Source organism: Kitasatospora sp. SolWspMP-SS2h (assembly GCF_003259315.1).
Lineage (GTDB): Bacteria > Actinomycetota > Actinomycetes > Streptomycetales > Streptomycetaceae > Kitasatospora > Kitasatospora fiedleri.
The window spans coordinates 204,001-217,359 of record NZ_QLLT01000010.1 but is presented as its reverse complement, the minus strand read 5'-3'; the positions used below and the strand labels follow the sequence as shown (position 1 = coordinate 217,359).

9 protein-coding genes are annotated in these 13,359 nt (G+C 77.4%); 7 read left to right on the top strand and 2 right to left on the bottom strand.

Annotated elements, in window-relative coordinates; all coding sequences use genetic code 11:
- The first annotated feature begins 32 nt into the window (after positions 1 to 32).
- Positions 33 to 2,207 carry a DEAD/DEAH box helicase gene (locus tag K353_RS14805; RefSeq protein ID WP_233533587.1) on the top strand — a complete coding sequence of 725 codons (2,175 nt, stop codon included), beginning with the start codon at positions 33 to 35 and terminating at the stop codon, positions 2,205 to 2,207.
- A gap of 7 nt (positions 2,208 to 2,214) precedes the next feature.
- Here K353_RS14805 and K353_RS14800 read toward each other — a convergent pair whose 3' ends face one another.
- Together K353_RS14800 and K353_RS14795 are read right to left on the bottom strand one after the other, a co-directional pair.
- A complete protein-coding gene (locus K353_RS14800; protein WP_111554058.1) occupies positions 2,215 to 3,213 on the bottom strand; it encodes an NADP-dependent oxidoreductase in 999 nt (332 codons plus the stop codon).
- Positions 3,214 to 3,428: 215 nt separating this feature from the next.
- Complete coding sequence (locus tag K353_RS14795) at positions 3,429 to 4,334, bottom strand: MBL fold metallo-hydrolase (RefSeq protein ID WP_111554057.1); 906 nt, start codon at positions 4,332 to 4,334, stop codon at positions 3,429 to 3,431.
- A gap of 199 nt (positions 4,335 to 4,533) precedes the next feature.
- Between K353_RS14795 and K353_RS14790 the strand changes: the two genes are divergently transcribed.
- The 6 genes from K353_RS14790 (at position 4,534) to K353_RS14765 (ending at position 13,357) form a co-directional block, all read left to right on the top strand.
- Positions 4,534 to 5,448 carry a LysR family transcriptional regulator gene (locus K353_RS14790; protein WP_111554056.1) on the top strand — a complete coding sequence of 305 codons (915 nt, stop codon included), beginning with the start codon at positions 4,534 to 4,536 and terminating at the stop codon, positions 5,446 to 5,448.
- 273 nt (positions 5,449 to 5,721) lie between these two features.
- Positions 5,722 to 6,291, top strand: coding sequence for a GNAT family N-acetyltransferase (locus tag K353_RS14785; RefSeq protein WP_111554055.1), 570 nt, complete (start codon positions 5,722 to 5,724; stop codon positions 6,289 to 6,291).
- Between the two features lie 45 nt (positions 6,292 to 6,336).
- Entirely contained in the window at positions 6,337 to 8,475 is a 2,139-nt protein-coding gene (locus K353_RS34355) for a WD40 repeat domain-containing protein (RefSeq protein WP_111554054.1), read from the top strand.
- A gap of 352 nt (positions 8,476 to 8,827) precedes the next feature.
- Positions 8,828 to 9,529 (top strand): hypothetical protein, encoded by a 702-nt coding sequence (locus tag K353_RS14775; protein ID WP_146616468.1) that lies wholly within the window; start codon positions 8,828 to 8,830, stop codon positions 9,527 to 9,529.
- A gap of 202 nt (positions 9,530 to 9,731) precedes the next feature.
- Positions 9,732 to 12,233, top strand: coding sequence for a hypothetical protein (locus tag K353_RS36860; RefSeq protein WP_111554052.1), 2,502 nt, complete (start codon positions 9,732 to 9,734; stop codon positions 12,231 to 12,233).
- A gap of 47 nt (positions 12,234 to 12,280) precedes the next feature.
- Positions 12,281 to 13,357: a hypothetical protein gene (locus K353_RS14765; RefSeq protein ID WP_111554051.1), complete on the top strand. Its 1,077-nt coding sequence runs from the start codon at positions 12,281 to 12,283 to the stop codon at positions 13,355 to 13,357.
- The last annotated feature ends 2 nt before the right edge of the window (positions 13,358 to 13,359 follow it).

The window sequence follows — 13,359 nt, the reverse complement described above, 5'->3', positions numbered from 1 at the left end:
CCGGGCGAGTGGTGAGCGCGGAGGAGCGGCGGGTGGCGGGACGGAGCGGGCGGTGGGCCAGGGAGGTCCTCGCGGTGGCCGGGCGGCAGCGGGCGGCGGCGCGGGCGCTGGTCGCGGACCACGCGGCGGCGGTCGCCGAGGTGGCGCGGGCCCACGGGCTGGTCTTCGAGCGGCTGGTGCGGGCCGAGCTGGCGGCGATCCCGGTCGAGCGGCTCAAGGACGTCACCGAGGGGCGGTTGCAGACCGGCGCCCTGCGCGCCGCCGGCTACCCCACCGTCGCGGCGGTGCACGACGCGACCCGGCAGGACCTGCTGCGCGTCCCCGGCATCGGCGGCCCCACCGCCGCCCACCTGCTGGGCGCCGCCGGGCAGATCGCCGCCGCCGTGCGGGAGGGCACCGCCGTCCGCCTCGACCCGGCGCACCCCGACGCGGCGACCACCGCGCTGGTCACCGCCCTGCACCGGCTGGTGCTGGCCGGGCCCGCCGCCCGGCGGGCCGCCGCCGAGGCCGCCGACCTGGACGACCGCTACCGGGCCCCGCTCGCCGAGGCGAAGTACGCCCGGGGCCGGCTGCGCGGGCTGCTGGTCGGCGCGGAGAAGCGCGAACGGGCCCGGCGGGCGGTCGAGTCGCTGGCGCGGGAGGGGGAGCGGGCCGAGGCGGACGGGGTGGCGCTGCGGTTCGCCCAGGCGTCCGCGGACCTGCTGCGCCCGCCCGCGGGGGAGGTCGAGGTCTGGGTCGAGTTCGAGCACCGGGCCGCCGAGTTCTACGCCGAGCTGGCGGTGCTCGCCGAGGAGGGCCGGCTGGCCGGTCCGACCGCCACCGACGGCCGGGCCGCCGCCGAGGGCCACCTGCCCGACGGCCTGGCCGAGCAGGTCCGCGCCCAGCCCTTCGACGACCGGGGCTGCACCGTCTCGCTCCGCGGCTACCAGGCGTTCGGCGCCCGGTTCGCGCTGGCCCGCCGGAAGGTGGTGATCGGCGACGAGATGGGCCTGGGCAAGACCGTACAGGCGCTGGCCGTGCTCGCCCACCTGGCCGCCGACGGGGCGCCGCGCCGCTTCCTGGTGGTCTGCCCGGCCTCGGTGCTGGTCAACTGGCAGCGGGAGACCGCCGAACGGACGGTGCTCACCCCGCACCGCTACCACGGCCCCGGCCGGGAGGCCGCCCGGGAGCGCTGGCTGGCGGGCGGCGGCGTGCTGGTGGCCACCTACGAGTCGCTGCGCACCCTGGCCGCCGACCCGGTGGACGCGCTGGTCGTCGACGAGGCGCACTTCGTGAAGAACCCGGCCGCCCGCCGCACCCGGCTGGTCGCCGAGTGGGCCGCCCGCACCGGGCACGTGCTGTTCCTGACCGGCACCCCGATGGAGAACCGGGTCGAGGAGTTCCGCACCCTGATCGGCCACCTCCAGCCCGACCTGCTCGCCGACCTCCCGGCCGGTCTCGGCGCGCTCGGCCCGCTGGCCTTCCGGCGCGCCGTCGCCCCCGCCTACCTGCGCCGCAACCAGCAGGACGTGCTCACCGAACTCCCGGACGTGGTACGGGTCGACGAGTGGGACGAGCTCTCCGGGCCGGACCGGGCCGCGTACGCCGCCGCCGTCGCCGAGGGCAACTTCATGGCGATGCGCCGGGCCGCGTACGCCGCGCCCGCGCACTCGGCGAAACTGCGGCGGCTGTGCGAACTCGTCGCCGAGGCCGCCGAGTCGGGGCACAAGGTGGTGGTGTTCTCGTACTTCCGGGAGGTGCTCGCCGCCGTCCGGGGGGCGCTCGGCGCGGCCGTCGCCGGGACCGTCGCCGGATCGCTGCCCGCCGGGGCGCGGCAGGAGCTGGTCGACGCTTTCACCGGCGCGGACGGGCACGCCGTGCTGCTCTGCCAGATCCAGGCCGGCGGGCTCGGCCTCAACCTCCAGGCCGCCAATGTGGTGATCCTGTGCGAGCCGCAGCTCACACCCACCTTGGAGGACCAGGCGGTGGCCCGCGCCCAGCGGATGGGCCAGGTCCGCCGGGTCCGGGTGCACCGGCTGCTCGCCACCGACAGCCTGGACCGGCGGCTGGTCGAACTGCTCAGGGGCAAGGCCGAGTTGTTCGACCACTACGCCCGCCGCAGCGACCTCGCCGAGGCCGCCCCCGAGGCCGTCGACATCTCCGACCGGGCGCTCGCGGTGCGGATCGTCGAGGACGAGCAGCTGCGGCTGGCCGGACCGGCGAATTGACGGCATGTCAGATCCGCACCAGCATCTTGCCGGTGTTCGCGCCCGCCAGCACGCCGAGGAACGCCTCGACGGTGCGGTCGAAGCCGTCCAGCACCGTCTCCGCGGCGAGCACCCGGCCGGAGCGCAGCTGCGGGCCCAGCAGGGCGTACAACTCCCCCTGGGCGTCCAGGTGGTGGCGGACCAGGAAGCCCTCCAGCCGGATGCTGCGGGCCACCAGGTCGAACAGGTTGTGCGGGGCGGCGGGCGCGGCGGCCGCCCCGTACTGGGCGACCGCCCCGCACCAGGCGATCCGGCCGAACTCGCGCAGCGCGCCGATCGCCGCCGCCAGGTGCTCGCCGCCGACGTTGTCCAGGTACACGTCGATGCCGTCCGGGGCGGCCCCGGCCAGCAGCTCGGCCACCGGCCCGGCGTGGTGGTCGAAGGCCGCGTCGAAGCCCAGCTCCCCGGTCAGGAAGGCGGTCTTGGCCGGACTCCCGGCCGAGCCGACCACCCGCCGGGCCCCCAGCAACCGGGCCAGCTGCCCGGCCGCCGTGCCCACCCCGCCGGCCGCCGCCGAGACGAACAGGTCCTCGCCCGGCTTCAGCCGCGCGATCCGGGTCAGCCCCACGTACGCGGACAGGCCGGTGCCGCCCAGCACGCCCAGGTGCGCACTCAGCGCCACGCCCGGCAGCTCGGGCAGCACCCGCGCCTGCTCGGGCGCCAGCACCGCGTGGGTGCGCCAGCCCTGCCGGTGCAGCACCGGCGTGCCCACCGGCAGCGCCGCCGAACGGGACTCCACCACCCGCCCCACCGCCCGCCCCTCCAGCGGGGCGTGCAGCGGGTAGCCGCCCTCGCCGCCGCCCATCAGGCCGAGCATGTACGGGTCGACGGACAGGTAGGCGTTCTCCACCAGCACCTGTCCCGCGGCGGGCGCGAGCAGCGTGCCGTCGACGAAGGCGAACAGGTCGGCGGTCGGCCGGCCGCTCGGGCGGGCGATCTGGTGGACGGCGCGGAAGGGCACGGGCATGGCGGAACGCTCCGGAGGGGGAGGGGGAGTCGACGTGCCAGGACGCTACGGCGCGGGTGGCTCCCCCGGCAGGGGGCGGCGTCGATGGCCGCCGCCGATCCATGAGCGGTGTTCATGCCTGGGCGCCCGGGTACTCGGGTGCTCGGACGCTCGGAAGCTCGGACCCGGGGCGCCGTCCCGTGGTCGGCCCGTCCCGTGGTCGGCTCGTGCCGTGGTCAGCTCGTGCCGTGGCAGAGGACGAAGTCGGCGAACGGGAACCGGCCGTGCCGCCCGGCCACCTCGGTCAGCGCCTTCCTGACGTCCAGGAGCCGCTCGACCGGCAGCTGGAGCGGGAGTTCGGACGGCTGGTGGACGGTGCGGATCGGGTAGTCCACCCCCGGCTCGTCGGTCATCTCGACGTGGCAGCCCAGCAGGTGGCTGACCGGGCGGGTCCGGGCGAAGTCGATCAGCCGGTCCACCGTCGCGGTGTAGGCGTCCCAGTCCTGGATGTAGAGCCGCCCCGGGTAGACCGTGTCGCCGGTGAGCAGGAACCCGGTGTACGGGTCGTAGTAGGTGACCGCGGCCGGGTGGTGCCCGGGACTGGCCAGGCACTCCAGCACCCGCCCGCCCAGGTCCAGCGGCACCGGCCGGTCCGGGTCCGGCCCGAGCCCCAGGTACCGGGTGACGCTCTCCAGCCCGGCGTCGACCAGCACGGTGTCCGGCCGGTCGGCGAACTGCGGGTCGCCCGCGACGTGGTCGCCGTGCCCGTGGGTGTGCAGCACCACCAGCTCGTACGGCTCCCGCCCCGGTCCGGCCGCCCGGCCGTGCCGCGCGCACCACGCCGCGACCAGCTCGTCCACCACCCGGCGCAGCGGGAAGTACGCGGGTTCGGCGGTGGCACCGGTGTCGAGGAGCACCGCCCGGTCGCTCCCGAAGAGCAGGAACAGGAACGGCGCCTCGTAGTCGACCGCCATGTTCTGGCGCAGGATCACGGTGTGGGCGTCGTAGTGGTGGACCTGGATCTCGGGGTCGGTGTCGTGCTTCGCCGAGGCCGAGCCGTGGATCCACCGGACGTCGAGCGAGCGCCCCTCGACCGGGGCGGTGAAATCGACCGGCGGACGGCCGGGGACTTCGGCTGTCACGGCGCTCCTTCGGGCAGACGAGGGGACGGTCGGACGACTGACCGGCCGGTCGGACGGACGGACCCGAACGTACACCAACCGGAGACGGCCCACCGGGCCCTAGCCGCCGTACCGACGGGCCGAGTTGGCCCCTGCGTCCCTGCCGCCGGCCCGCCGGGCCGCCAGGTCGCCGCCCGACCGGGGAACTAGGCTGCGCGGGGTGGCAGACGATCTCCTCCCGCAGGAACTGCGGATCCTGGTCGCGGTCGCCGACAGCGGCGGTTTCACGGCCGCCGCCGAACGGCTCGGGCTGACCCAGTCCGCGGTGTCGCACGCCGTCCGGGGCTGCGAGCGCAAACTCGGCGCGGTGCTGTTCGAGCGCGGGCGGCGCGGCGCCCGGCCCACCCCGGCGGGGGAGTCGGCGGCCGGGCACGCCCGGCGGGTGCTGCGGCTGCTGGCCGCGCTCCCCGGCGAGGTCCGGCAGGCCGCCGCCGGGGACGGGGCCGGGCCGAGCGGGCCGCTGCGGATCGCCGCGTTCCGCAGCGCCGCCGTCCAGGTGCTGCCGCCGGTGCTGGCGGTGCTCGCGGCCCGCTGCCCCGGGCTGGTGCCCGAGGTGCGGATCGTGCGCGACCTCGGCCGCGGCACCGCGGGCGAGGTCGCCGACGGCCGGGCCGACCTCGCCCTGGCCACCCTCGACGCGCGCGGCACCACCGCCACCCTGCCCGGGCTGCTCGCCGCGCCGCTCTACCGCGAGGAGTACGCGCTCGTCCACCGCCGGGGCCACCCCGACCCGCGCGGTCTGCCGCTGGTCGACTGGGACGAGAACTGCGGCTCGTACACGGCGGACTGGTGGCGGCGGCAGGACTGGCTGCCGACCGCCACCATCAACGTCTCCGACGACACCGTGGTGCTCTCGCTCGCCGCCCAGGGGCTCGGCATGGCCGTCATGCCCCGGCTCAGCCTGGACCGGCCGCCCGCCGGGCTGGCCGTCACCGACCTCGGCCCGGACCGGCCCGCGCGCCGGGTGGGCTACGTCACCACCCCCGAACTCGCCCGCACCGCCGCCGTCCGCGCCCTGGTCCGGGCGCTGCGCGAGGCGCCGCTGCCCGCCGGGGCGAGCGCGCCGGAGGGGTGAGGCCGGAGGGGCGGAGGGTCCCGCCGCCCGTGCGGGGGCGCCCGGCCCGGGAGAGCGCAGTGGGCCGGGTGGGCGGCGGGACGTGGAGTGACGAGCCCCGCCACCGAGTCTCCGCGGCTCCGCTCACGTTCCGCTAACGTCCCGCTGACGTGCGGAAACACCCGGCGGCTGTGGTTGACTTGACGGCGGGTCGAACGGCGGGGGAGGGTACGCCGGGCGGCCCCGGCGGGCGGCCCGCAGAGGTGGTCGGGGACGGCGGGACGGGGGGGAGCGATGCTGGCGCTCGCCGAAGTGCGGGACGAACCGATGGCGGCCGACGGGCTGGTGCTGCGCAGACCGCGCCCCACCGACGCCGCCCTGGTGCACCGCGGCACCCACGACCCGCTGGTGCGGGAGTTCCTCCAGGCCGTCGTCCCGCACCGGGACACCGCCGCCGCCGAGCAGTGGCTGACCGAGATCCCGCCGATGCTCTGGGAGACCGGCCGGGCCGCCTACTTCGCCGTCGAGTCGGCGGACACCGGCGAGGCCCTCGGCTGGGCCGAACTGGTCAACCTCGACCCGGAGCTGGAGCGCGCCGAGGTCGCCGTCTGGCTGCTGCCCGAACACCGCCGGCTGCGCACCGCCAAGGCCGCGCTGCGGCTGGTGTGCCGCTTCGGCTTCGAGCGGATCGGCCTGCGCCGGATCGACGCCTTCGCCGCCGCCGACAACATGCCCAGCCAGCTCACCGGCGCCGCCATCGGCTTCCGCCGGGCCGGCTACCGCCCCGCGCTGTTCCGCAGCTCCCGCACCCACCGGCTGCACGACGCGGTGCACGCGACCCTCGTACCGGAAGACCTCTGCTGACCCACGGGGCTCCCAAACTCCCCGCACCGAACCAGGAGTGACGACATGTCAGGAAGCGTACGGCTGGAAGACGGCAACCTCGGCGAACTGGTGATCACCGCCGACGGCGCCTTCCGGGCCACCCGCGCCGACCACGAGCGCACCGGCCGGATCGACCCCGCGCTGATCCGCCGGGTGCTCGCCGGAGCCGGCCAGGCCCCCGCCCCCGCCCCGGACGGCACCCCGGCCGCCGCCCGGCGGCTCACCATCCAGGGCCAGCCCGGCCAGCCCGACCGGCAGTGGACCGACGGCACCGACGCGGCCCTCCCGGCCGCCGCCGCCACCCTCGTCGCGCTGCTCGACCAGGCCCTCGGCGAGCCCGCCGCCCCGGCCGCGCTGCCCCCCGTGCTGGCCCGCACCGAGCCCGCCGTCGGCGCCGCCCGCAGCGCCGCCGCCGTCGGCACCGTGGCCGGCCGCGCCGCGTACGCCCTGGTCGAGGAGGGCGGCGCGTTCGGCCTCACCGCGCTGGACGACGCCGCCCCGCTCGGCGGCTCCGACGCCGACGCCGGGCTGGCCCCCACCGCCGTCGCGCTCGGCGAGGCCGGCGGGCGCTCGCTGTTCGCGGTCGGCAGCACCGACGGCTCGGTCCAGGTCTGGGACGCCGCCACCGGCCGGGTCGCGCACGGCACCACCGGCGGCGAGGGCGCGCAGGCCGTCGCCGCGCTGGTCTGCCGCGACATCCCGGTGGCCTTCTCGGCCGGGCAGTCCGGCGACCTGCGGGCCGTCCGGGCCGACGACGGCCGGGTGCTGGGCACCCTGCCCACCGGCGGGCAGGGCGCGACCGCGCTGCGCGCCGCGCACTGCGCCGGGGTCGACCTGCTGGCCGCGGCCTCCCCCGACGGCACCGTCCGGGTCTGGGACGCGGGCACCGGCGAGCTGATGCACCTGCTGGTCGGCCACCGCGGCGAGGTCGCGGCGCTGGCCGTGCTCACCCTCGGGAACCAGGCCGTGCTGGCCTCCGCCGGGCAGGACCGCCGGATCCGGCTGTGGGACCTGGCCACCGGCCAGTCGGTGGCCGAACTCGACGGCCACACCGGCACCGTGACCGGCCTCGCCTTCACCACCCTCGACGACCGCCCGGTGCTGGCCTCCTGCGCGCTGGACGGCACCGTCCGCACCTGGGACGTGTACGACGGCCGCCCGCTGCACGGCTGGCCGGCCGGCGAGTGGCTCACCGGCCTGGCCGCCGTCGAGGGCCTGCTCTACACCGGCGACGAGACCGGCCGGATCACCGTCTGGGAGGCCGCCACCGGCCGCCCCGCCGCCGCGGCCGCGGTGCCCGCCGGACGCCCCGGCAGCCCGCTGGCCGCGCTGGCCGCCGGCACCCTGCACGGCCGCCCGGTGCTGGCCGCCGGGTTCGGCGACGGCTCGGTCGCGGTCTGGGACGCCCCCACCGGCGGCCAACTCCTCGACCTGCCGGGCGAGGGCGGGCCGGTGCACACCCTCGACCTCACCGCCGACCTGCTGCTGTGCGGCACCGTCGCGGGCGCCGTCCGCAGCCACCGGCTGGCCGACGGCGGCGCGCTGCCGCTGCCCGTCCCGCACGCCGGGCCGGTCGCCGGGATCGCCTTCACCCCCGGCGAGCAGCCGCTGCTGGCCTCCGCCGGGCGGGACGGCGCGCTCTCGGTCCGGGACGCCGCCACCGGTGCCGACAGCCGCCGCTTCGCCACCGGGCGCGGCCCGTTCACCGCGCTGGCCGCCACGGTGGCCGGCGGGCAGCCGATCCTGGCCACCGCCGGGGAGGACCTGACGGTGCGGCTGTGGCACGCGGGCAGCGGCGCGGCCGGGCCGGTCTGCGCCGGACTGCCGCGCCCCGCCGAGGCGGTGGCGTTCGCCGAGATCGGCGGCCGCCCGGTGGTGATCGCGGGCGCGGGCGACGGCACGGTGCTGGTCTGGGACGTCCAGGACGGCAGCCGGACCGCCGAACTGACCGGCGGCGGCGCGGCGGTGCGGGCGGTGGTGGGCCGGGAGTTCGACGGCGAGGCGCTGCTCGCGGCGGGGGACGCCGCCGGGACGCTGCGGCTGTGGCACCTCTCCAGCGCGACGCTGCTCAACGAGGCGGCGCTGGACGGCACTCCACTGGCCATCGAGCTGGACGAGGCGGGCCTGCGGATCGTCACCCCGAGCGGGGCCGTCACCCTCTAGCGCCCGATCTCCCCAGGATCTCCACGAAAAACGCGGAGTGCGCACTTCCGCTCTTTACTTCCCTTACGGTTTCACGCCGTGAATTTACCTGATGCATGCTTTCCGGCCCCTTGCGGAGCCGGAAAGCTCTGCGAAGCTCGTGTCGGGGTGACGTGACGTCATCCCGGCACGCTGACTTGGCTGTGCGCGCTCATTGCAGCAGGTTAGGGTTGCCTGGGATCAAAGGGCCGGTGCGGGCATGGCACGGGCACGTCCGGAGCCGTACCCGGCTCCGGTGTTCTTGCATGCCCGACCGGGCCACCGGTGCGGACGCGTACCGACCGGGGGCGGGCGGAGTTCGGGAAGGTGTGCGGTGGCGGACGAGAAGACAGTGTGGATCGACCTCGACGAGGTCGATGCGGCAGCCAAGAAGATCATGGGGCTGCTGGACGAACTGAACGGACCGGCCAACAAGTTGGAGGCCGCGGTCAAACAGGTGCAGGAGTCCGTCTACGGGACCGACCTGCTCGGCAAGGCGCTGCTGGGGGGCAGTTCCTCGGTGGGCGGCCTCGCCCAGCACCAGGAACAGGTCCTCGCGGGCATCCGCACCCTGATGCAGAACGCCACCGCGGTGGGCGAGAACCTGCAGAGCATGGTCGCCCGGCACCGCGCCAACGACGACGAACAGGCCACCGCGATCGGCCGGATCACCGACACCGGTGCCATGCCGACCGACCCGCAGCTGCCTGGCGCGCTCTCCTCGACCGTCGGCACCACACCGGTCGGCACCGTTCCGGCCTCGCTGCCCGACGCCCCCCGGCTGCCGCTGCTCGAACCGGACGGCGTCCAGGCGGTACCCGCCTCGCTGCCCGACGCGCCCCTGCGGCCACTGCTCGAACCGGACGGCGTGCAGCACCCGACGCCGCCCCCGCCGCCGGCCCCGATCACCCCGATCGGCGACACCAACCCCGGAGTCGGCTACCACGACCCGGACGCGCCCGAGCTCGACTACAACCACCCCAACCCGCTGATGCGGCCGGGCTACGCCGGCGGCGCCGGACCGAGAGTCATCTGACGGACCGCCGGACGGCGGCACCGGGCCACCGCCCGGCACCGCCCGTCCGCACCGTCCGCGCCGCCCCGCCGCCGCGGGGCGGCGCGCACCGCGCACCGACCACCGCGCACCGTCCGCCGCTGCTGCCGACCGCGCCGCACCGGCCCCGGGCCACCGGCCACCCGCTCCGCACCCGACCTCCCCTCTCCGGAGACCTGCCGCCATGATCGAGCTGCCCCCCGACCTCGCCGAAGTCCTCAAGACCGTCCAGAGCAACGAGAACGGCGCGGACATCGCCTTCCCCGACGGGGACGAGGACCTGCTCGCCACCCTCGCCGACGCCTGGAAATCCTGGAACGAGGTGGCCGACACCCACGTCCGGGCGATCACCGAGGCCGCCCAGCGGGCCATGTCCAGCATGTCCGGCCCTGCGGCCGACAGCTTCGCGCAGTACCTGCAGAAGTTCGCCGCCGGGGACGGCTCGCACGTCGCCACCACCCTCCAGTCCGGCCTGGCGGTGGCCGACTCGCTCCAGGGCGCCGCGCAGGCGGTCAGCGGCACCAAGTCCGAGATGGTGCGCGAACTCCAGTACGCCAAGGAGTACATGGAGGCCCACCCGGCCGGAAAGCACGACGACATCGCGCAGTCCGAGGGCGTCAAGCAGGCCGCCGCCGTCTACCACCAGTACATCGGGCAGGTCGGCAACAACGTCGACGGCATGCTCCGGCAGAGCGCCGGCCACATCACCGACATGACCGGCATGGGCCAGACCTGCGCCCTCAACGGGACGTCCGCGAGCGGCGGTTCGGGCCCGGGCGGGGCCGGCGGAACGGGCGCCGACGGCGGCATGACCGCGATGAGCGGCCGGGCCGGCACCCTGCCCGGCGACCCGTACGCCCCGAGCACGACCGGCCTCGACGGGCTCGGCGGCGCCGGAACCCCGGGCGCCCCGGGCGGTGCGGACGGCTTCGGCGGCACGGGCGCGCTGGGCGGCGTCGGCAACCCGGGCGGCCTGGGCGGCGCGGCCGGCGCGGGCGGCGCGGGCGGCTTCGACGGGCTCGGCGGCACCGGCGGCGGCGCGGGCGGCGGGGTCGGCGGCGCCGGCTCGTACAGCGGCATGGCCGGAGTCGGCGGCGCGGGCGGCTTCGGCGGCGGCAGCGGCGGCGGGGCCGGCGGCGGCTCGGGCTCCGGACTGGCGCCCTTCACCCCGCTCACCCCCAACCTGCCCAGCTTCGGCGGCGGTTCGAGCTCCGGCGGCGGCGGCTCCGCCCCGGTGTTCACCCCGCTCTCCACCGGCGGCGCCGGCTCCCTCGGCCTGGCCGGACTCGGCGACCTCGGCGGCGGCGCGGGCGGCGGCACCGGAGGCAGCGGTTACAGCCCGCTCGGCGGCTACAGCCCCGGCAACCCCGGCAGCCTCGGCATCGGCGGCACCAACACCGGCGGCGGCACCGGCAGCAGCTTCAACCTCGGCGGCGCCCTCGGCGGCACCCTGGGCTCGCTCGGCGGCGCGGGCGGCGTCGGCGGCTCGACCACCGGCCGCGGCCTCACCCCCTTCGGCGGGACGGGCAGCAGCCCGTTCGGCCTCGGCGGCGCGGGCGGCGCGTCCGGGCGCGGCACCGGCGGCAGCGGTGGCGTCGGCGGCACGGCCGGCCGCGGTCTCGGTGGCGTCGGCGGCACGGCCGGACGGGTCGGCGGCGCGGGCGGCTCCGCGCTGCGCCCCGGCGCCGGCGGGGCCGGGAGCCTCGGCGGATCGACCCTGCGCGGCTCGGGCGGCGGCATCGGCGCGGGCACCAGCGCGCTGGCCGGACGCGGCGGCGGCGCCGGCTCCCTCGGCGCGGCCGGCGGGGCCTCCGCGAAGGGCGCGGCCGGAGCCGGTTCCGCGGTCGGCCGGGCCGGCGCGGGCGTCCTGGGCGCCGGCGGCACCAGCGGCACCGGTGGCCGCACCGGCGCCACCGGCGCGGCCGGCGCCGGCGGCCACATGCCCGGCACCGGCGGCGGCGGGCGCGGCGGCGGCAAGGACCACAAGGGCGGCAACCGCTTCGTCAGCCCCACCCGGTTCGGCGACGAGGGCGAGGAGGACGAGGAGCTGTTCGGCGACGCCGGCATCCTCGGCCAGGCCGCCGACGTCGACCCGCGCGACCGCCACTGGCACCGGGCCCGCCGCCGCTGGCTGGACGACGCCCGCGCCGAGGGCACCTTCGCCGCCCCCGAGCACGAGCCGACCACCACCGCCCCGGCCGGGCCCACCAGCGAGAGCGAGATGATCAACCAGCTGGCCGGCGTCCTGCTCGGCGGCGGCGCGGGAACCCCCGACGGCACCGGGACCGACGGCGCGCCGGACTCCGACCGGGCCGCGGGCGGGTCGGACGCCTCGACGGACACGCCGGCCGGCGCCACCGGCGCCACGGCTTCGGCGGAGACCTCCGGCGGCACGGACGACGCCTACCTGGAGCGTTCGCGCAGTGCTGCCGCCCGCCGCGGCCACCCCGACGCGCCCGAGGCCACCGTGGCGTCCGCCGCGAGCGCGAGCGCGAGCACCGGCGCCGGTGCTCGCGCGGGGGGCGGGTCCGGGTCCGGGTCGGGCTCCGCCTCCGCCTCCGCCTCCGCGGAAGGGGCGGCGGCCACCGGGCAGCGGGCCCCGCTCCGCGAGGAGGGCGGCTACCAGGTGCCCAGTCCGTTCCTGCGCGCCGCCCTCTCCCGGCTGGCCGCACCCGCCGCGGACTGACCCGCGCCCGCCGCCCGCCGCGCCCGCCCTGACGAAGGAACCCTCCCATGAGCAACGACGAGTCGGCCTGGTACACCGCCGACGCGCTGGCCGAGCCCACCCGCACCGCCCGCCTGCTGCCCGAGGAAGCGATCGAGCCCACCCGGATGCGGGTCGGCACGGTCATGCCCGACAGCGCCCCGCTGGAGCCCCTGCAGCCGTTCCAGCGGGCGGAGAGCGTGCCGTTGCAGCCGACGGAGCGGGGCGTTCCGATGCAGGAGGCGACGGCGCGGCTCCAGCCCATGGAGCGGGGCGTTCCGATGCAGGAGGGGACGGCGCGGCTCCAGCCGATGGAGCGGGGCGTCCCGATGCAGGAGGGCACGGCGCGGCTCCAGCCCATGGAGCAGGGCGTTCCGGCGCGGGAGGCGACCGAGGCGCTGCGCCCGATGGAGCGGGGCGTTCCGATGCAGGAGGGGACGGCGCGGCTCCAGCCGATGGAGCAGGGCGTTCCGGCGCGGGAGGCGACCGAACCGCTGCGCCCGACGGAGCGGGGCGTTCCGATGCAGGACGGGACCGAGCCGCTGCGTCCGACGGAGCGGAGCGAGCCCGCGCAGCCCCTGCAGCGGGCCAGCGCCGTCGCCCGTGACGCGGCGGCTCCGGCCTCCTCCGGCCAGGGCGCCGCCAAGCGGAGCGCGTCCTCCGCGAGCGGCGGAGGATCGGGGGGTGCCGGGTCGGGCTTCCAGGTCGACCCGGCGCAGTACCGGGCGGCCGTCTCGCCGATGCTCGCGGCCTCCGAGCAGGTGGCCAACGTCTACCGCTCGCTGAGCGCCTTCCTGCCCTCGATGGAGGCCCAGAACCCCTGGGGCAACGACGAGTCGGGCAAGAAGTTCGCCGAGGGGGAGAAGGGCTACCTGAAGTACAGCCACGACACCATGGACGTCGTCAAGGGCCTGCCCGACGCGCTCAAGGGCATCGCCGACGGGCTGAAGGCGATGGCCGAGAGCTACCAGAACGCGGACGAGAACGTCGTCTCCGAACTCGACGGCATCGACAGCACCGTGCAGATGCCCACCGCGCCCTCGCTCCCGTCCGCCCCCGTCCAACCGATCATCAGCACGCGGCCCATCCAGAGCGGAAGGCACTGAAC